Annotated in this window: 17 protein-coding genes; 13 read left to right on the top strand and 4 right to left on the bottom strand. The window is 39.5% G+C overall.

What is annotated here, in order from left to right:
• The first annotated feature begins 4 nt into the window (after positions 1 to 4).
• Entirely contained in the window at positions 5 to 1,195 is a 1,191-nt protein-coding gene (locus tag HQN86_RS06430) for an alginate lyase family protein (RefSeq protein ID WP_172660170.1), read from the top strand.
• 149 nt (positions 1,196 to 1,344) lie between these two features.
• Positions 1,345 to 1,644 (top strand): RNA polymerase sigma factor, encoded by a 300-nt coding sequence (locus HQN86_RS06435; RefSeq protein ID WP_172660171.1) that lies wholly within the window; start codon positions 1,345 to 1,347, stop codon positions 1,642 to 1,644.
• Here HQN86_RS06435 and HQN86_RS06440 read toward each other — a convergent pair.
• Complete coding sequence (locus tag HQN86_RS06440) at positions 1,631 to 2,260, bottom strand: DUF6266 family protein (RefSeq protein WP_172660172.1); 630 nt, start codon at positions 2,258 to 2,260, stop codon at positions 1,631 to 1,633. The two genes, HQN86_RS06435 and HQN86_RS06440, sit on opposite strands and share 14 nt — an antisense overlap.
• A 306-nt stretch (positions 2,261 to 2,566) precedes the next feature.
• On the opposite strand from HQN86_RS06440, the gene HQN86_RS06445 reads away from it, so the two are divergent.
• The 8 genes from HQN86_RS06445 (at position 2,567) to HQN86_RS06480 (ending at position 15,001) form a co-directional block, all read left to right on the top strand.
• Positions 2,567 to 4,255: a GH39 family glycosyl hydrolase gene (locus HQN86_RS06445; RefSeq protein WP_172660173.1), complete on the top strand. Its 1,689-nt coding sequence runs from the start codon at positions 2,567 to 2,569 to the stop codon at positions 4,253 to 4,255.
• Between the two features lie 167 nt (positions 4,256 to 4,422).
• The gene (locus HQN86_RS06450; RefSeq protein WP_172660174.1) at positions 4,423 to 5,010 is read left to right on the top strand and encodes an RNA polymerase sigma factor; all 588 of its coding nucleotides are present in this window, start codon (positions 4,423 to 4,425) and stop codon (positions 5,008 to 5,010) included.
• Positions 5,011 to 5,251: 241 nt separating this feature from the next.
• A complete protein-coding gene (locus HQN86_RS06455) occupies positions 5,252 to 6,424 on the top strand; it encodes a FecR family protein (protein WP_172660175.1) in 1,173 nt (390 codons plus the stop codon).
• Between the two features lie 340 nt (positions 6,425 to 6,764).
• On the top strand, positions 6,765 to 10,154 hold the full coding sequence (locus HQN86_RS06460; RefSeq protein ID WP_172660176.1) for a TonB-dependent receptor: 3,390 nt from the start codon (positions 6,765 to 6,767) through the stop codon (positions 10,152 to 10,154).
• A gap of 11 nt (positions 10,155 to 10,165) precedes the next feature.
• Entirely contained in the window at positions 10,166 to 11,632 is a 1,467-nt protein-coding gene (locus HQN86_RS06465) for a RagB/SusD family nutrient uptake outer membrane protein (protein ID WP_172660177.1), read from the top strand.
• A 3-nt stretch (positions 11,633 to 11,635) separates the two neighbouring features.
• Complete coding sequence (locus HQN86_RS06470; RefSeq protein ID WP_317171660.1) at positions 11,636 to 13,921, top strand: glycosyl hydrolase family 95 catalytic domain-containing protein; 2,286 nt, start codon at positions 11,636 to 11,638, stop codon at positions 13,919 to 13,921.
• 5 nt (positions 13,922 to 13,926) lie between these two features.
• Positions 13,927 to 14,661 (top strand): ThuA domain-containing protein, encoded by a 735-nt coding sequence (locus tag HQN86_RS06475; RefSeq protein ID WP_172660178.1) that lies wholly within the window; start codon positions 13,927 to 13,929, stop codon positions 14,659 to 14,661.
• 55 nt (positions 14,662 to 14,716) lie between these two features.
• Complete coding sequence (locus HQN86_RS06480) at positions 14,717 to 15,001, top strand: hypothetical protein (protein ID WP_172660179.1); 285 nt, start codon at positions 14,717 to 14,719, stop codon at positions 14,999 to 15,001.
• Positions 15,002 to 15,007: 6 nt separating this feature from the next.
• On the opposite strand, the gene HQN86_RS06485 is transcribed toward HQN86_RS06480, so the two are convergent.
• A complete protein-coding gene (locus HQN86_RS06485) occupies positions 15,008 to 16,312 on the bottom strand; it encodes a GH36-type glycosyl hydrolase domain-containing protein (RefSeq protein ID WP_172660180.1) in 1,305 nt (434 codons plus the stop codon).
• A gap of 179 nt (positions 16,313 to 16,491) precedes the next feature.
• Between HQN86_RS06485 and HQN86_RS06490 the strand changes: the two genes are divergently transcribed.
• Complete coding sequence (locus tag HQN86_RS06490; protein ID WP_216854334.1) at positions 16,492 to 17,553, top strand: sterol desaturase family protein; 1,062 nt, start codon at positions 16,492 to 16,494, stop codon at positions 17,551 to 17,553.
• On the opposite strand, the gene HQN86_RS06495 is transcribed toward HQN86_RS06490, so the two are convergent.
• Both HQN86_RS06495 and HQN86_RS06500 read right to left on the bottom strand, forming a co-directional pair.
• Positions 17,546 to 18,421: an AadS family aminoglycoside 6-adenylyltransferase gene (locus HQN86_RS06495; RefSeq protein WP_172660181.1), complete on the bottom strand. Its 876-nt coding sequence runs from the start codon at positions 18,419 to 18,421 to the stop codon at positions 17,546 to 17,548. The genes HQN86_RS06490 and HQN86_RS06495 overlap by 8 nt on opposite strands.
• 31 nt (positions 18,422 to 18,452) lie before the next feature.
• Entirely contained in the window at positions 18,453 to 19,274 is an 822-nt protein-coding gene (locus tag HQN86_RS06500; RefSeq protein ID WP_172660182.1) for a metallophosphoesterase, read from the bottom strand.
• Positions 19,275 to 19,373: 99 nt separating this feature from the next.
• Between HQN86_RS06500 and HQN86_RS06505 the strand changes: the two genes are divergently transcribed.
• On the top strand, positions 19,374 to 20,570 hold the full coding sequence (locus HQN86_RS06505; protein WP_172660183.1) for a GAF domain-containing sensor histidine kinase: 1,197 nt from the start codon (positions 19,374 to 19,376) through the stop codon (positions 20,568 to 20,570).
• Between the two features lie 60 nt (positions 20,571 to 20,630).
• On the top strand, positions 20,631 to 21,194 hold the full coding sequence (locus tag HQN86_RS06510; RefSeq protein ID WP_172660184.1) for a sugar phosphate isomerase/epimerase family protein: 564 nt from the start codon (positions 20,631 to 20,633) through the stop codon (positions 21,192 to 21,194).
• Positions 21,195 to 21,204 lie beyond the last annotated feature (10 nt).

Genomic DNA, 21,204 nt, shown 5'->3' on the forward strand with positions numbered 1-21,204 from the left:
TACAATGATCAGATTTTTATTTGCCAGAATTTTCATGTGCACTTTTTTAGTGATTATTTCATCAATGAGTAATGCACAGGTATTAAAATTGGAAAAGCCGAAAGCTTATCATCCGGCTCCTTTTACACATCCTGGCCTGCTGCATTCGTCTTCCGACCTGCTAAGAATGAAGGATATGGTAGCCAGGGGAATTGAACCCTGGAAGAGCGGATTTGAAAAATTTAAACAAAGTCCTTATTCTAGCGCCAGCTGGAAGCCAAGCGCAGCGGCACATGCAGAAAGAAGTCTGCTAACGGGAGCCGGGAAAAACATAGGTAATCTTGAAAAGGATGTATGTGCTGCTTATCAGAATGCACTGATGTGGACAATTACCGGAGATGAAGCTCATGCAGAAGCAGCGGTTCGGATTATCAATGCCTGGTCTGATACCTTTAAAATCTTTGATGGTACCGATGTAGAGCTTGGAGCAGGGTTGAATGTATTTAAAATGGCCAGTGCTGCCGAAATTATGCGTGCCACTTATCCTAAATGGTCGCAGGCAGAAATTAAGAAATGCCAGGACATGTTTAGTAATGTATTTTATCCTCCCATCCAATATTTTGCGCTTTGGGCACATGGAAACTGGGATTTAGCTTGTATGAAAGGTATGATGTCTATTGCAGTTTTTAATGATGATCATGAGATGTTTGATAAGGCAGTAGATTTTTTTTACAGAGGCCCTGGAAATGGGAGTCTTTTGCATTACATTGTCAATGAAGCCGGGCAGGGTCAAGAGAGCGGCCGCGATCAGCCACACAGTATGTTGGGAATTGGTCACCTTGCCGAGATGTGCGAAATTGGATGGAATCAGGGCCTGGACATGTATAAATTCTCAGATAACCGACTTTTAAAAGGATTCGAATACACGGCCAAATATAATTTAGGTGAAGATGTACCCTTTGAACCCCACATGGATATTAGCGGCCGGTTTCCTGCATCCACAATTTCTACCAATGGTAGGGGCAACCTCCGCTCTATTTTTGAACAGGTGTATAATCATTATGCCTTTAGGGTAAAGGGAATACCAGCTGAACAGTATAAATATACAAAGGCTGCGGCAGATAAATTAAGACCCGAAGGTGCGGGGTTTAATGCAGATAATGCAGGTTTTGGAACTTTATTTTTCTCGCTTAAGGAAAGCTTGCCAGATAAATAATAAAACCGTTAATATTTTTAATAATAGTAATTGTTTTTATGTGACTTTGATATTTTTTATGCTATTTTTTTATTAAATGAATAAAACTTGTTTATTGTTAGCTAAACAGGTTTAGCTTTTGTAAGTTTGAATAAGCCAAATATTTAAACATGCAAAAAGTTAATGAATTGACGGAGTTGTGGGATAACTCAATAAAAGGCGAAGAGCAGTCTTTTGCCTTGCTTCACAAATCATTGTATCCTTATTTATTTAGTTATACGGTTAAGACAATCAAAAATGAAAGTGTTGCAGATGATTTATTAGTCGAATTTTTTGTCAAATTCTGGCATAACAAATTACAGATCGGAAGCATTAGTGATGTTAAGGCCTATTTTCATAAGTCTGTCCGCTCAATGATCGCCAATTATGTTAAAAGCCAGCAAATAGAAGCAACACTTACAAAACAGTAACCAACCCAAGGTACTGACTGTTGCTGCGTCGTTTTCTATCTTCCGACACAAAGGCCAGATATACATCTACTTGTTTTCCAACAAAACTTTCATCCATCTTAAGTTTGGCAAATCCTTCCTTAGCTCTTTCAGATGCGGTATTAAATTTTGCCCGCTCACCGGTTATGTCATAAGCCACCAGCATTGCTCTGTCGTCATAAGCAAAATTGCCACCTGTCCAGCTAAAGCTAATTACATTTCCGCTTTCTGCAACGGCTGTTGCAGTGGTGGCCTGGCTCATATCTCCAAAACTTACCAATGCCAGGGCCGGATTGATCTGGAAATAGGAGGGAATCCCAATTAGCGCATTTTTAGAATTGTAAGATTTTGCAGCTACAAAACCCTCAAAATTGGCCGCATATCCCTGAAATCCAACACGTAAAAATTCAAGTAGTGGTTGTAGCCATGCCTGCACGTAGGCGAATTTTTCTCTGTTTATTAATTCTTTTGGCGTGGGTGGGCTTGTTCTAAGCCTTGGTTTGCCACGCATAAGGCTTCTTTCCTTTGATTGATAACCGACAACAGTGCCCGCTTTTCCGCTAAATCCTCCTAAAATTCCGTTTTTGATAATTGCCATAATTATAATTGCTAAAAGGTTGATATATAATATATTAATATCTTTTTATAAATAAAAATTTGATTAGAACTATATAGGGATATTAAAAGGATTTTATCCCTACTATGTCCCTGTTACCTCCCTGTTATCTCCCTGTTTATGCTGACGATGAAATCGCCGTATAAGCGCTCTGGAATCTGCGGGTAATTTTAGAGGCACTTTATTTTTCAATTGGCTTAGCGGATTATACTAGAAAGAAAAAAAGCTATATATTTAATTTGGATGATCGTTAATCGTATAAAAGATATATCGCTTAAACCAAAGCACATGCTATTAAAAAAAAGTATTAAACTCTTTATCATTGCAGTAGGCATAAACAGCCTTGCCTACGCTCAAACGAATAAAAATGAGCCGGTAAAGGTTGCTGTTGATTTTTCAGCATCAATAGCGCCAATGAAACCACTATGGGCCTGGTTTGGATATGATGAACCAAATTATACCTATATGAAGGATGGTAAGAAATTACTGACCGAAATTGCGGCGGCAAGTCCCGTACCGGTGTTCGTTAGGGCGCATAGTTTATTGGTAACCGGTGATGGTGTGGCTGCTTTAAAATGGGGCTCAACAAATGCTTATACCGAAGATGCCAGTGGAAATCCGGTTTATAACTGGTCTATTATCGACAGTATCTTTGATACTTATATCAAAAGAGGTATGAAACCGCTGGCACAGATTGGCTTTATGCCCGAAGCACTCTCGAGCAAACCTGTTCCTTATAAACATAACTGGAAACCAGGTGATAAATACAGCGATATTTTTACTGGTTGGGCGTATCCTCCTAAAGATTACAATAAATGGACAGAGCTTGTTTATCAATGGGTAAAACATAGTGTTGAGCGTTACGGAAAAGAAGAAGTAGAAAGCTGGTATTGGGAACTTTGGAACGAACCAGATTCGCAATATTGGAGAGGAACACAGCAGGAATTTTTTAAATTATATGATTATTCTGCCGATGCTGTTAAAAGAGCTTTGCCAACGGCAAAAATTGGAGGGACTGATATTACAGGGGGAGCAATGAAATTTCAGGATGCTTTTATAAAACACTGTTTGTTTGAGACGAATTATGCAACCGGAAAAACCGGATCGCCGCTTGATATCCTTTTATTTCATGCCAAAGGATCTCCAAAATTGGAAAATGGAAGAGTGGTTATGGGAATCCGTAGTCAGCTTCGAAACATTAATGATAATTTAAAGGTCATTGCGGCTTATCCGCAGTTAAAGGATCTACCGATAGTGATTGGAGAGTCGGACCCCGAAGGATGTGCCGCTTGCGGTATGGCTACTGATCCTCAAAATGCATATCGAAACGGAACCATGTATTCCAGCTATACTGCCGCATCTTTTGCCCGTAAATATGAACTGGCTCACTTACTGAAATCTAACCTGATTGGTGCGGTTACCTGGGCTTTTGAATTTGAAAACCAACCATGGTTTTATGGTTTCAGAGACCTGGCAACTAATGGAGTTGATAAACCGGTATTGAATGTATTCAGGATGTTTGGAATGATGAGAGGTGATTTGGTAAAGGTTGATGCAAACAGAATGTATCCTCTGGATAGTATTTTAGCATCTGGTATTCGTGGTGCCCACACAGATATTGGCGCATTGGCATCAAAAGATGCAAAATCTGCTGCGGTTATGGTTTGGAATTATCATGATGCTGATGAAAAAGGCAGCGCCGAAAAAGTTAACATTCAGCTTAATGGATTGCCCTCGAAAACAATAGAGCTTAAACATTATCGTATTGATGATCAGCACAGCAATTCGTACGAAGTTTGGAAAAAAATGGGTTCTCCGGTAAGTCCGACAGCTGTACAAATCAAACAACTTGAAAAAGCCGGGCAACTGGCTATGCTCGAAAAACCTTCGATACTTAAAACTAAAAATGGAACTGCTAATTTAGAAATCTTACTGCCAAGACAGGGTGTATCCTTTCTGCATCTTTCATTTAAATAATTAAACCAAAAACCTTTTATGGCAAAATAGTTGAATAAAAAGCCAATATGAGCGTAAGCACGGGAGCGGTAATGTGTTACATTTGATCTGGATACTAATCAAATATAAAATTCTAGTTTCAATAATTGTGTCGGGCATGGGCGTAAAGTCCATTTACAGTTTTACCAATGTTATTATATAAACAATTAAACGATGAGGAGTTGGCTGATCTCTTGAAGAAAGGAGATCATTTGGCATACACTGCCATCTTTGACCGTTTTTATGGTTTATTATTTGTACATGCCTGTAAGCTTTTAAACGATCAGGACGAGGCAAAAGACGTAGTTCAGGAATTATTTGAAATATTATGGACGCGTCGCGAAACCATTTCATTTGATCGTAGCCTATCTTCTTATTTATATTCGGCCATCAGGAACCGTATTATAAACCGTATTTCGCACAATGCTGTAGAAAATAAATACATCAGCTCACTGGCTGGCTTTATAGATCGCGATACCTACTTTGCAGATCATAGAATAAGGGAGGTTGAAATGAGAAAGATGATTGAACGGGAAATTTCGGCCTTACCATCTAAAATGAGAGAAGTGTTTGAACTGAGCAGGAGAGACTACCTCTCTTATAAACAGATTGCAGTTAGGCTTCAGATATCTGAACAGACCGTACGCATGCATGTGAAAAAGGCTTTACGCATACTTAGGCCCAAGTTTGATTTATTTGTTATTGCTTTTTATAGTTTGTTTTTGTACTTCATATAGCGTTTGAATACCAATGCCAGATTGTTTTAAGCTGCCGTCATTTCGACGATAGGAGAAATCTCCTGATTATGCAAAGGTTCGCAGTTACTCCGTGGCCAAGAGATCTCTCTTTACATTCGAGATGACGGGCAGTCCGATAGCGGGATTTTATTCCTTTATCTTTTTTTTATTAAAATAAGTACCCCATACCCCCCAGCTTTCCTGTCATAGTAGCATAAAGTATAAATACCAAATATATTGTATGCATAGGGATCCCGGAGAACTGTTAGAAAAATACAAGGCCGGCAATTGCTCTGAAGAAGAAAAAGCAATTGTTGAAAGCTGGTATCTGGAATTACATTCTGGAAAGGAGGCTCCTTCACATAAAATTATTAGCAATACTAAAGACGAGGTATGGGCGGCATTGTCGGCCCAGAAGGATAAGGAATCTCAGCCTGTTCAGATAAGTAAGCTCTTACTTAAAGTTGCCAGTTGGGCAGCTGTAATCAGCATCATCGGTTTCATTGGTTTTATTTATTTAAACAAGCCAGGGAACCGCCCCTCAATAGCTGGCGTTTCAAAAAAACAAGACATCCCTCCGGGAGGTAACAAAGCATTTTTAACACTTGCCGATGGCAAAAGGATTTCATTAACCGATGCGGCTAATGGTGAGGTGGTTAAACAGGAGGGCTTGGTAATTAATAAAACTGCAGATGGTCAGCTGGTTTACACAGTATCAGACTCTGACCTCCAGGGTAAAAATGGAGTTCAGTTATTCAATACCATAGAAACGCCCAATGGAGGAAAGTATCAGGTTAATTTGCCTGATGGCACAAGGGTTTGGCTAAATGCCGCTTCATTATTACGTTATCCAACTAAATTTAGTGGAAGTAAAAGAGTTGTTGAATTGAAAGGAGAGGGCTATTTTGAAGTAGCTAAACTACCCGGTAAAATCCCATTTATTGTTAAAAGCGAAGGACAAGAAGTAGAGGTTCTGGGAACACACTTTAACATCAACAGTTACAAAGACGAAGGCCCAATAAAAACTACCCTTTTAGAAGGTAGTGTTCGGGTAATCCGCTCAAAATCTAATGTGAATGCGACTGATAACAACGTATTGTTAAGGCCAGGTGAGCAGAGCGAGCTGGGTGATCAGAAAATAAATGTAAAAGAAGTGAATACGGAAAGTATTCTGGCCTGGAAAGACGGAGACTTTGTATTTGATGGCGATGATCTGAAAAGTATTATGAGAAAAGTAGCAAGATGGTATGATGTAGAAGTGATCTATAAAGGCGAGTTTGATGATGTGAAATTTGGTGGCTTGATCTCCCGCTCAAAAAACATATCGTCGGTATTAGGAATTATGGAGTCCACAGGCAAAATACATTTTGTAATTGAAGGCAATCGGATCACGGTATTGCGCGATAAAAAATAAACAAGCAAATATTTATAACTAACCAAAAAAATAAACAGCATGAGAAGAAGAATGACCACACAACTTATACCCTGATTTGAGGTAATAAAGCCTGGAATCGGTATTATGCTGTAACAACCAGGCCAAGCCTAAAAAACCGGAAGTGCTTCGAACCACTCCCGGTAAAAAATGGCTGGGATTACCCTCCAAGAGTTATTTTTTCGTTAAACCCCAACTAAACAAATGTATGAACTTTTACAAACAATCTGTATGTAAGCCGCGGAGCTTTGTACCTAAATTTCTGCTGATTATGAATTCTGCTTTACGCAGATTTAAAGAGACAGATCATAGTAAACTAATTATGAGAGTTAAGATTACTACAATTTTACTAATCACCCTCTTTTTGCAGATTGCCCAGGCAAGTAAGGCTCAACGTATCACCTTTTCAAAAAAGAATGCCAGTCTGCAACAATTGTTTAAAGAAATCCGTAAACAAAGTGGATACGATTTCTTTTACAATCTGGAAGATATAAAGAAAGCGAAAAGAGTAGATATTTCAGTTAACAATGAAACGCTTGAAGAAGTATTAAAACGCTGTTTTGAGGGGCAACCTTTTACTTATATGTTTAAGGACAAAACGGTGATCATTAAAGATAATGTGGCCGATATTATACCAGCCAAAAGTACTTCGGTTCAAAAATTAGAACTTAAAGGAAAGGTTACTGACGAAAAGGGCGGGCCATTGCCTGGTGTTAATATAAAACTTAAAGGAAGTAATACTGGTACCATAACAGATGGTGATGGTAATTATGCGCTGACCTTGCCTGATGGAACGGGAACGCTTGTATTTAGCTTTATTGGCTTTGCACAACAGGAAATTCCTGTAAATAACCGTACCTCCATTAATGTGGTGTTAAAAGAAGAAAGCAGCGCGCTTTCTGAGATTGTGGTGGTAGGTTATGGCACACAAAAGAAAGTGAACCTCACCGGGGCTGTAAGTAATGTTACGGGTACAGAGTTAACCACCAGGCAGGCACCAAACACAACCTCTTTATTACAAGGCAGAATGCCGGGTGTGCAGGTAACACAGAATTCTGGTCAGCCGGGAGCAGAGAGTGCAACTATACAAATTCGTGGTCAGGGTACTTTTAGTGGTGCAGGCAATGATCCACTTATCCTGATAGATGGTGTAGAAGGTAATTTAAATAATGTAAACCCAAATCAGATAGAAAGTATCTCTGTATTAAAGGATGCTGCTTCGGCAGCAATTTATGGTTCCAGGGCTGCAAATGGGGTGGTTTTGGTAACCACCAAAGCTGGTAAAGCAGGAAGATTAAATGTTGACTATAGCTATAATTATGGCAGTCAGAGGGCCACTTCTATCTATGACAGGATTACCAATTCTGTTGAATTTATGGAATTGCTTAATAAAGCAATTGCGCACACCGGTACAAGTGCCAACCAAATCTATACCCCCGATCAGATTGAGCAATACCGCCAGGGTGCCATTACAAATCCTGCACAATACCCAAGTTACGACTGGATGGATGCGATTTTTCGCACAGCTCCAATGCAACAGCATTATGTGAGTGTTAATGGTGGTAAGGAAGGAACAACGTATAATTTTGGTGCCGGCTATCTTGATCAGGATGGTATCCTTATAGCAACCGGTTATAAAAGATATGATGCACAGTTTAACTTTAAAACAAGTTTGAACAATAAAGTCACTTTCGGAACCAACATTGCTTTTTCTAAAGGAGACCGGAATGAGACTGCATTGAATAATAATTTTGATGGAAATTCGACAGAAGACCAGATTTTAAGTGCCTTAGCTGCTCACCCTACATTTACACCAAAACTTCCGGATGGAAGTGGAAGATATGCTGCTAAAGCCTTTATTCAGGAAGGAGGAAATAAGAATCCGGTGGCCACGGCAGAAAATGGCGGAAGGTATATCAAGAACTATTATACACTGGCATCTGCATTTCTTGATGTAGATATTCTTCCTGGATTAAAAGGAGAGATTAAAGGCGCAGTAAAATATAATGATAAGCAAACGAAGGTACATGTTGTTGGTGTACCGGGATATATGTTCCTGCCGGATGCAAGCGGACAATACCTGTACAATACACAATGGAACGGAACCGTAGGTGAAAATAACCTGACCGTTCGAAACGAAAAGGATGTTCAGTATACTGTATTCGGAACATTAAATTATACCAAAACCTTTAATGAAGTACATAACTTCTCTGCGTTATTGGGAGGAAGTCAGGAAACTTTTCGCTACGATCGTTTACAGGGCTTTAAAAGAAATGCCCCTTCTGATGATTTGATCGAACTTGGGTCTTATTCTCCGGGTGGACAGCTGGCCGATGGTTATGCTTATCAATGGGCACTACAATCGCTATTTGGAAGGATCAATTACAATTACAAGGAGAAATATTTGCTGGAAGGAAACTTCCGTTATGACGGTTCTTCACGTTTTCCGAAAGGAAACAAATGGGGATTTTTTCCATCTGCTTCTGCCGGATGGAGAATTTCGCAGGAAGACTTCCTGAAATCTGTTGATTGGGTGGATAACCTAAAAGCGCGGGTATCATGGGGACAGGTTGGGAACCAGAATGTTAATCGATCGCTTGGTGGTGAATCAATGCCTTATCCATATCAGGATGTTTTGAATCCGGTTTTATACAATATTGGAGGCTCTTTACAGCAAGGGGTAACCCGAACCGATCTGATTAATAGAAATATTACCTGGGAAACAACTACGGTAACCGATATAGGTCTGGATTTCAGTTTATTTAAATCATCGTTGTTTGGTAGCGTAGACTGGTATTCTAAAAACACAACGGATATTTTGAGGCCACTTCAGGTGCCTGATTTTATAGGCGTTGCCGGTCCAACAGTAAACCTTGGCGAAATGAACAACACTGGTTTCGAAGTCTCGCTGGGATACGAAAACAAGATCAATGATTTTCATTACAAAGTGCAGGGGAATTTTGAGACCTACAAAAATAAGGTAGTGAAATATGGTGCGCGTGAAATTAATGGCGGCAATGGAACGATCAATCAGGAAGGGCTGCCTTATAACTCTTATTTTATGTATGTATTTGATGGCATCTATCAAAATCAGGTCGAAATTGACAATGGTCCAACTCCACTTGTTAAACCTAAACCTGGCGACATGAAATACAAAGATGTAAGTGGGCCAAATGGTGTTCCTGATGGCAAAATTACTACAGATGACAGAATGGTTGTTGGAGGGGCTTTCCCTAAATTTAATTACGGACTAAGCTTCAACGCTGATTATAAAAACTTTGACCTGAGTTTCTTCTTCCAGGGAGTTCAAGGCCGTAAGATCTATGTTAAAGAATGGGGAATTGCGCCATTCAGACAAGCAGGGCCGCCGCCTACGTTCTGGAGAAATGCCTGGGATGGAGAAGGTACATCAAATACCATCCCTCATATTTTCAACGAAAATTATACGCCTAATACTCAGGTTTCTGACTGGTGGTTACAGGATGCTTCTTATTTGAGGTTAAAGAATTTTCAGCTGGGTTACAGCTTCCCGGCCAAGCTAATTAACAGAGCTAAAATTAAGGCACTAAGATTATATGTATCTGGAGACAATCTGCTAACATTTAGCGACTTTTTTAAAGGGAGCGATCCTGAACGGGCAGCAGCCAGTGGCCGGGCAGCAATTTACCCCCAGGCTAAAATTTATTCATTCGGTGTGAAAGTAACACTATAATCATTGATGTTATGAAGACTATATATATAAAAACAATGCTTCTGATGATGTTGAGCACAATGGTGTTTTCATGTAAGAAGACTTTAGATACAGATCCGCTTTCTAATCCCAATTCCGAAAATTTTTGGAAAACAGAAGGAGAGGCCAATAAGGCACTTATAGCTTGCTATTATAAGCTTAAAGAACCAATTATTTCCAATGGGGCAGGGCAAAGCGGTAATTTCCTTTACTGGGAAGCGCTGTCTGACAATGCGTCCAATACCTCTAATTACGAAGCATTTGATATTGTAATGAGGGGAGAGCATAATTCTGCGACAACAGGAATTGTGAGTAAATCTTTTACTTTTGGTTTTCAGGGAATTGCTTATTGTAATTATTTTCTGGACAACATAGACCGTGTTAGTGTAATTACAGATGTTGTACGGAACAAAATGAAAGGCGAGGCTTTGTTTCTAAGGGCTTTTTACTATAATGATCTTACCCAGCTTTATGGAGATTTGCCACTTATTTTGAAACCAGCTACATTGGATGGCGATTTTTTGAAAACACCCAGATCACCTAAAACCGAGGTAGTTGCCCAGATCCTGAAAGATCTTGATTTGGCCATTTCTTACTTGCCAGCAACTGCATTTAGTGACGGCCGTGCAGTAAAAGGTTCAGCAATAGCGCTTAAAACCAGGGTGCTGTTAAATAATCAACGATATGGTGAGGCGGCTGATGCAGCCTGGACATTAATTGGTGATGCCGGTAATCCGTTTAGGCTTTCTGATAATTATGCAGGTATATTTTTTGGTAATCAAATTAACAACAAAGAGATCATGTTCTCTGTGCAATTTAAAGCCCCAGATGATTATCACTCTTTGGATCAGGTTATTGGTGGGCGTATGTCGGTATTTCCAACGGTAGAACTGAAGAATGCTTATGAGCCAAATGATCCGCGCAGAAAGATGACCATTTTTGAAGCGGGGGATCCGTGGGCATACAATCCGGGAGGCTTTAAACAAGCTGGAAGTACGGCTGAAGGACAAATTCCTTATACCACTATGGCCTTTAAAAAATGGGTAAATCCTGCTATAAATAATGCATCTGGTGCTACATTGAGTGATCAGCATATGGTTAAAATCCGCTATGCCGATCTGTTGCTGATGTATGCTGAGGCCATGTTTGAAAATGGGCAAGGTGCTGACCCGCGTGCTTTAAAGGCATTGAATGATGTAAGGGCAAGACCTGGAGTTAATATGCCGGCACAGCTTGTGCTGACCCGTGAAATCATTAGAAACGAGCGTAGAGTAGAACTTGCCTTTGAGGGTTTACGGTACAACGATTTAATCAGATGGAAAATAGCAGATCAGGTTATCCCTCAGGTAGCTTATGATGCCAAAGGAACAAAGAGAAAGTTTAAGTCTTACCTTTTTCCGATTCCATTGAGCCAAATGGATATTATGAAAGCCGTGTGGACACAGAATCCAAACTTTTAGGTAGTGCGTAGTCTGTGGGCCATGTTTCTGATCCTGTTCTGTTTTGCTCAAAAAAGTAAGGCACAGGAAATATATTCAGGAAGATATAAAGCTGTTTTCGCAACTGCGCCTAAAAAGGTCCCAACGTCAAAAACTCCAGATGGTCCGTTGGCGGGAAATGGAGATATTGGGCTTACCCTTGGTGGTAGCCCTGATAAATTGTTGTTCTACTTAGGTAAAAATGATTTCTGGCGGGCATATCCGGTTTATCCCGGAGGAGGTATTGCTTTGCCAGGATGGTTGGAAGTTCATATTAGCGCCCTTAAGGGCGCTAATTATTATGCAGAACAAATTCAGGACAGGGCCTTAATTGCGGGAAAGTTTACGAAGGATGATCTTACAGTAATCCTTAACTCCTGGGTATCGGCTACAACGAATACGGTGATTGCAGAATTTACAGCAAATAAGGCCTTTACAATGAACCTTGCCTTAAATGCTACTGAAGGAAATACCTCTGTAAACACAAAAGGTATTAATGGAGATGTGATTTGGGTAACCCGCTCTTTCGAGAATACTCCATTACTGGAATGGCCTTCGTATGTTGCTATCGCACTAAAAGTACTGGGCGGAAAAGTTGAGAAAGATGGGACGCTTAATATGAAAGCCAACCAGAAACTCACCCTATCTGTTACCATGTATACCAATTACGATAAAAATGATTGGAAGGAAAAGACGATCCAAGAGGCGCAGTCTACAACACAAAATTCAATTGCGGCCATAAAGAAAGAACATGAGGGCTGGTGGAAGGATTTTTGGAGCCGCTCAAACGTTCAAATTGGCGACTCCTTAATTGAGAAGTATTATTATGCTTCACAATATCTGTTCGGATCTACTTCAAGAGGGAATAAATTTGCTCCCGGTATCTGGGGACCATTTATAACCAGGGATTCATCCTCATGGGGAGGGGATTATCATTTAAATTATAACTACCAGGCTCCCTATTGGGCTGCATATTCGTCCAATTACATAGATCAGACGGCTAATTTCGATCAGCCCTTATTGGATTATATGGAAAAGGGAAAACAACACGCCCAGGAATTACTTCATATTAAAGGGATTTATTATCCCGTTGGAATAGGCCCTAAGGGATTGGTAACTACCCGCTGGCCGCTTACTCCGGATGAAATGGAAAAAAGATATGCGACAAAGGAGAATACCATTGATGGAGGATATAAATTTTTAGGCCAAAAGATCAACGCTGTTTTTAGTGTAGGGAATATGCTGATGCGTTTTTACAGTACTTATGACACCGCTTATGCCCAAAAAGTTTATCCTTATATGCTGGAATGTGCTGATTTTTGGGAGGATTATTTAAAGTTTGAGAACGGGCGTTATGTGATTTATATGGATCATTATGGTGAGGTGATGCCAAACCTTAAAAATAAGGGGAAATGGCGAGATCAATTGGGCGATTTTAATTCGACACTTTCTGTTGGCCTTGTGAAAATGTTATTTAAGGGAATCATTGATGTAAGTAGCTTTTTAAAAGTCGACCCTGAAAGGGTAGATAAATGGCAGCATATTGTAAAACATATAAGTGATTTTACTGTGGGTGAAGTAGATGGTAAACTGAGCTTAAAAGAAGTTGAAAAGAGCCCTTCGGTCAGGCATAGCCGTATTTCCGGTTTGGCACGGGTTTCTATCCATGGGTTGATACTTCCGGGTGGTGTATGTGGCCCTAAAACGGATTCAGCTTTTAACCAGATCCTGCTTAGTGATGTAAGCAGATGGAAGGAAAGAATGAAAGCTCCGGGTGAATGGGCAAATACGCTGGGTAATGGAATTGAAACCTGTTTTCCTGCCGCGGTAAGGGTTGGATATGATTCTGATGAAATTATTAAACAGCTGAAAGACCGGATTGCACTGCAATCGCTTCCAAATCTGTGGATCACTGCTGATGGTGGAGGGACAGAAACCCTTGCCGCGGTTCCATTAACGATAAACGAAATGATGATGCAGAGTTATGAACAGGTGATCAGAATATTTCCAAACTGGAACAAGGCTAAAGATGCAAGCTTTGAGCAATTGCGGGCCTATGGTGCTTTCTTAGTAAGCAGCCGCCTGAAAAATGGCAAAATTGAATATGTTAAACTAGTAAGCGAGGCGGGTAGACCATGCAGTATAGACAACCCTTGGTTGGGAAAAAAAGTGCAGTTAATCAGGAACGGGCAGAAGGTAGAGGTGTTAGCTGGTAAAACATTTACGTTTGATACAAAAAGAGGCGAACAGCTGGAGCTAACAATAATATGAAAATTATGAAATCAATGAGAATGACCATCCTGCTATGTATCATTAGTATAGCTTGTTTTGCACAGAAGAAGATACACATCCTGGTCATTACAGGCGGGCATGGTTTTAAGCAGGAGCCGTTTTATCATATGTTTGATTCATTAAGCAAGAATATTAGCTATGACAAACTGGAACAACCTGCAGCCAATGAGCTGATCGCCTCTCCGGCTGTTGATAAGTATGATGCCCTGGTTTTTTACGATATGTACAATTCCATTACTTCTGTACAAAAACAGGCTTATATGCATTTGTTGAACAAGGGAAAGGCAATGATATTTTTGCATCATTCTTTGGTATCTTATCAGGATTGGGATGAGTTTCAGAAGATCATTGGAGGTAAATATTATGAGCAGGCAACCGTTGTAAAAGGGGATACCATAAAATCAAGCTACCAGCACGATGTTATTATACCCGTAAAAATTGAAGACCATAAGCATCCTGTTACCAAAGGGCTTAAAGATTTCGAGATTTACGATGAAGTATATGGCCATTTTGGTACTCAGCCAAACATCAGACCCCTGCTTAGTACTACTCATCCAGGGAGTTCACATGATATCGCATGGATTAATACCTATGGACAAGCAGATGTATTGTTCATCCAACTAGGACATGGGCCGGAAGCCTTTGGAAATCCCAATTACAGGAAGTTGCTACTGCAGGGCATTGAATGGTCGGTATTGCGGCATAGAAAAAAATCCTGAAATGAAAACTATTTAGTCTGTTGTTGGTTTATAAGGTACATTAGGAGAGCAAATTATGGACCCGTTTAATATTATCATCACCAGCCATGGGGAAAAGGTTGATTTAAACATACACCCCCAGGAAGCAGGCAGTTATAAGGTGGTTTGTCATGGCGGACTTGTAGGGGAAATATTTATGAGCAAATCAGGGAGCTGGGAGGCTGTTTCGGCTGACGATCTGGATTCCGGTGGTTACCCCATTTATGAGTACGATGAAACATCCGGGCATGCTGATCTGCTGCTTGATGAACTTGTAGTACAAGATATTGGCAAGCAGATCAGCGATATTGAGGGGCTTTAGAGGTCGTTATTTCTGTTCGTTTGCCCAGTCTTTAAACTGAGTAATTGATTTACTAAGAACACCTGCAGAGCCTTTGAATTTGCCAGAACCGCTTGGTACCCCACCTTTGCCATACCATTCATAGAAACCATGGTTTTTGATAACAAGATCAATCATAGGGCGAACTTCTTCATAAGCTTCTTTTACAAATCCATTAGCAATCAATTGCTGGATCATTCTTCCTCCAAACCAGGTCCAATCTCCTCCATTTTGATAAATGTATGGTTTTGACATCCCTCCACGGAAAAGGCCTTCAGGATAAGTAGGGTATATGGTAAGGCCAATACTTGGCATGCCCGAAAGCTTTACGTTTTCAACCATTTGTTTGTTAACGATTGCAATTTCATCTTTTGATAATAATCCTGCCTCAATAGCAACCGCAGTACCTCCGTGATAGTGAATATTATTCTCGTCAAAGCCTGCGGGGACAGGAGATTTTCCCGGATAAATATGAGGAATGAATTTCTTCCTTTTTTCGTCCCACAGGTGTTTTCTCACGTTTGCTTTAACTGATTTCTGTAATTCTTTCCATTGGGTGATCTGGTTTTTATCAGTGGTCATTTCCTGAAGATAGTTGAGTGCAATAATTAGCATTGCATTATCATATACATCTATTGCTTCATCAGATAGGTTGTTCCAGTCGCAGCCAAAGTCATCATTAGGCTGTACATCTCCCCAATCAGCCGTCATTGCTCCGTAAAGCAAGCCATAACTTTTGTTGTATCTTTCCTTAAGTAAATACCTGATCATGCGTTCCATTCTTGTTAATACGGTTACACCGGCAATTTGTTCGCTTAAAATACTTGTATCTCCTGTTTTCTTAACGTATTTTCCTACAAGCTGAATTAATGAGGTTTCCTGATCTGTTTCAACAGTGTTTTTAAAGCCTACATGCTTAGGGTCGTTATCAGAATAGTAAGGTGTATCATCGTTCCATGTGAAGTCCTTTTTCAAGACATAACCATCCACCATCTCGTCATTTTTTTGCTGAAGCGCGAAGAAGACTAAAATGGCCCCTTTAACTTCTTCTTTGGAAGTCTCCTCGAGCGCGGTTACAATAAAGGTATTCATATCGCGTGCCCAGATCTGCGAGTAACCACTTCCTGCATTAAACCCTTCTTTTATGGCAGTTCTGGCCATGCTGTCTACTATTTGCATGGAGGTGTCTGCCAGAATAGATTTTGCGAGTTGTTGTTCTTCACTTTGTTTAGTGGATGAGCAGGAGCAAATAAGAAAGGTAAGGGCCAATAGATATGCCGAATAAATCTTCATGAGTTTGTGGTTTTTAATGTATGTACATACGAAGATAATAAAAATGTAATAATTCATTTGATTCATTGAATTATTTGAGTTTGAATAGTTTTTTTATATTTTTATGTGCGGGATTTAAAAAATATCTGTATATATGTATATACAATATAAATAGCCTTAACCAAATAGCACAAAGTATTATGATGGATTTTTTTCAAGCAATTTATGATTGGGTTATCGGTTTCTTTGGTATTGGAAATTTTATCAAGATCGTTAACTCTGGGGATTACAGCTCCTTTTTAACTTACGACGGATTTACCTCTATTATTGGGCCTCTTTTTCCAATAGTTTTGGTAATTGAGATATTAACGGCTTTAATATTAAGGAAATTTAAAGCCATTGATTATAAAATATCTTTCTTTTCGTACGTTTTTAATGCTTTTGTAGGACGATTTATCTCCATAGCTGCAATTGTATTTTGTATAGGGCTTTTTGAGAAGTATGCTATCTTTAAAACTAGTTTTACCTGGTATTGGTTTATTTATGGCTATATAGTATGGGAATTCGGGCATTTCATTTATCATTATCTTGGTCATAAAGTTCGCTTGTTCTGGTGCCTGCATTCTACTCATCATGCACCACAGGCTATGAATCTGTCTGTATCTTATGCACACTTTTTTCTGGAGGGGCCTTATGCGGATGTGATTAGAACTACGGTATGCATTTTATTAGGCGTAAATCCGCCGATGTTGTTTGTAATTATGTTTATTGATGGGTTTTACGGTGGTTTTATACATATAGGTGAACAACTGATGAAGGATGGTAAATTGGGCTTTTTGTATAAATACATTCTGACACCTTCGCACCATAGGGTACATCATGCTAAAAATCCATTGTATATGGATACAAATTTTTGTAACCTGCTGAATATCTGGGATCGAGTTTTTGGCACTTATCAGCCTGAGGAGAAGAATCTTCCAATCGAATACGGTATTACCAGAGAAATGAAACCTAATAGTTTTCTGGATAGTTATTTTGGGGAGTTCGCCTGTTTGATAAGGGATGTTTACAAAGCCCCAGGACTTAAAAATAAATTCCTGTATATTTTTATGCCACCAGGATGGAGCCATACAGGTGATCATAAGACGGCAAGTAAAGCCAGAAATGAGTTTAAGGAAATTCAACGCCAACCGATACAAAATGAGTTAGCGTCTGACTTTAGTGCGGATCCAAAGCAAATAGTGATTCAGGAATCTATTTAAGTTCTGTGTGGTTTTTTATTGCATTAAGGTAATTTCTGATATCTTTTTCCAGCAAAACAGGATACTGATAAGTTAGTTTTTCTGCCAGTTCTGTGCCCAACTCATGGGCAATGTCTGCATAGGCAAATAAAGCCCGCCAGTTGTCCTGGATTTCGGCAGAGGCAAAAGTTGCTTCAATTTTTTTCCATAATTCAGATGACAAGTATTTCTTAAAAAAGCGGCCGTGTTTATTGGTGGTAATTTTCCAGTCATGCGAAAGAGAGATGTACCATTCAATCATTGGTACAAGATAATCATTCCTCATCATGTTTTCCGTCATGAACTTAGCATAGAAAAGCTCATCCCGGGCAAGGCACTTGGCCACGTATGTCATGTCCCACCAGAAGTCGTTCATCACTTGTGCGAATTTTTCAGCTCCTGGTTTTTTTATGATAACAGACTGATATGTTGGCGGCTTTAAGTTTTTACAGAGCTGATCTTTATCTATTAAAACTTTATAGCCTACATCCCAATCTTCCGGCAATTCAGATTTAGCGGCTTCTTTTTGAAATTCCAGTATGCTATAGAGTTTGAAATCAACCTTTACATAATCTTCATAAAGCACCATTCTCATGGCATGCTTCCCCTCAAAGGCTTCTTCACTTTCAGCTACTTTGGCAATAACTCTTCCGAACTCACTGAGCCAGCTGTCATCTTTAAGGACTGCAGTTAAATCTTCAAAAACCAGTTCAATATCAAGGTCGCTGAATTTATCTACGGGTGCAATGGCGCTGGCCAATGAACTGGTGAGCAGTACAGCCCTAATCTCATGGTTTGAATTAGCCCAGTTTATGATGTGTTTTAGCTTTTCGTTTCTGGCTTTAACCATAGTGATTGGGTAGTTGTTTTGGAAATTGAGTTCATAGCAGGTTAAAAATAGCAATTTCAGCCCTTGCTCCAAATCTTGCAGGTAAAATACTCGTTCCAATACCTTTGGAAACATACATTTTAGGAACATTATGATTATACCATCCTTTAACATATTTTCCGCTTCCCGGTGGCAAAAATGGAGCATAGCCAAATAAATTTATCTGGCCTCCATGTGTATGTCCCGAAAGGATAAAATCAATATTCGTGTCCTTATCCGTTTGACTTGAAATATAGTCGCTGTACCGAGGGCAATGATTCAGAACAATATGGTAGTCGCTTTTTTTATAGCCTTTTATTGCAGTGCCATAATCAGCCTTGCCTCCAATAAAATCATCTACACCTGTTATTGAAATGGACTTATTCTTGAACGAATACTGTTTTGTTTCATTAATTAGCAGAGTGCAATTATTGCCTGCATAAATTTTATTTAACTCATCTAAATCGATATTACCCCAATATTCCCAATTACCTAAAATGGCCACCTTTTTTATTTGCTTATCAATTAGTTTTAAAAACTCATTGAGTAGAGGAGTGTTTTCCGATTTACCTATCGCATCACCGGTAATTAAGATTAGTTGAGGTTGTAATTTGTTAAGCTTATTTGCCAGATGCTTTAACTGATAATTTACAGATTGAAGATGCAAATCAGAGATTTGAACAACTTTGATATGGGTTGTTTCTTTAGTTGCCTTGCCAATGTAAAATTCATTAGTTTCGATAAAAAACTTCTCAATCCAAAACATATCTGCCAGGATGGCTCCGAATGTAGCCAGAAGACCTGCCCTTATGAATTTTCGCCTGGTTAGTTTCATTGTCAACTTTAAATATTAAGGGCCGTATTCCAAAGAAACGATTTTTTTCGATTTTTACACGATGGGATTATACTATCTTTAGCATCAACGTATATATTCATGAAAGTCGCTTCACTACCTGAAAATGAATCTGCCAGGCTATCGGCCCTTGCTTCCTACCAACTTATGGATAGTGAACAGGAGCAGGAGTACGATGACCTTGCTATGCTGGCCGCAGAAATTTGTCAGACACCAGTTGCTTTGATTACCTTAATTGGAGAGCAGCGTCAATGGTTTAAATCCAGATATGGGACTGAATTAACAGAAAATCACCGTGATTATACTTTTTGTAGCCATGCAATAATAGATGATCAGGAGATCATGATCGTCAGCGATGCTACTGAAGATTCTCGTTTTTTTGATAACCCGATGGTAACCCAGCATAAAGTGGTTTTCTACGCAGGTGTTCCTCTGGTAAATCCTGATGGATATGCACTTGGGAGTATCTGTGTTATTGGTAATGAAAAGAAACAGCTCAATGACAGCCAGATAAGGGCATTGAAAATTCTGGGGCGACAGGCGCTTCAATTGATCGAGCTACGTAAGAAAGTATACGAATATGAAGAAGTGAATAAAGCGCTGGAAGAGTCAAATGGTTTGGTTCGGAAATTTGCCGAGCGCGTAGCCCACGATATCAAAAATCCATTGGGTAATATCATGCTTACGGCACAAGCTTTAAGAAGTAAAGCAGAGAAGGCGGGGCATGATGGCTATTATCGTTTTATTGACATTTCGCTAAATTCAGCAAAGAAACTAGTGGACTACGTTAATGAACTGCTCAGGGACACAAAAACTTCTACAGGGGTAGGAGAAGAGAAGGAAGTTTTTTCCCTTACCCATTTACTGGAAGAAGTAATCAGTATGCTTACTGTACCAGAAAATTGCAAACTCCAACTTCCGCTGGACGCGGAAATTTGTTCCTCCAGAATTGCATTGGAGCAGATATTGCTGAACCTATTAAGTAATGCCATAAGATATAACGATAAAATTCATCCTGAGATTAAAATAAAGTTTGAACAAACTGCAGAAGGATATACTTTCGTAGTAGGCGACAATGGCATTGGTATGTCGAAAGAGGTTCTAAGCAGTATTTTTGAGCACGGCTATTGTTCCGGCGTTTTGGATCGCTTCAGTAATATCGGAAATGGTATTGGGCTTGGTACTGTGAAATCGCAGGTAGAGAGATTACGTGGACGTATTGAGGTAGAATCTACAATGGATGTAGGGTCTACCTTTTTTCTTTACTTGCCTAAGTGATCCAATCATTCCTGTCTTAATTGGCGTTTATGGGTTTATTGTTTACTTGAAGCCAATCAAATGAGTTCTCCAAGCGGGCATTATAATGTAACTGCTTATTTATCCCCTGATGGAAATGAGGATGTATTGAAATCTCATATCGAAACCGCTGCTGTAGTTGGCCAGCAATATTTTGTGGTTCCGGCGACGCCTACAGATATCAGGACACCTGGCACTATCAATGACTATAAACGAATGGCACAAAAGTTTAACGGGGCAGGCGAATTATGTAAAGATCACCAACTTAAACTTGGATATCACAATCATGCATTTGAGTTCAAGGATTTGCGTAATGGGCTAACAGGCTATGACGTACTTTTAAAAGAGACTGATCCTGGACTAGTTAGTTTTGAGCTGGACATTTTTTGGCTTATTAATGCAGGTTATGATCCTTTGGTTTTATTTAAAGAAAATCCGGGCCGTTTTAAAATGTGGCACGTGAAGGATATGGATAAAACAGACAAGTCTGTTTATACTGAAGTAGGAACGGGCAGAATTGATTATAAGGGTATTCTGGCCGAGGCTAAATTATCGGGACTTGAAAATCTCTTTGTGGAGCAGGATGTTATTAAAATTGATCCTTAAAAGAGTATTA

Origin of the sequence: Pedobacter panaciterrae (genome assembly GCF_013204795.1) — a bacterium.
Classification (GTDB): Bacteria; Bacteroidota; Bacteroidia; order Sphingobacteriales; family Sphingobacteriaceae; genus Pedobacter; species Pedobacter panaciterrae.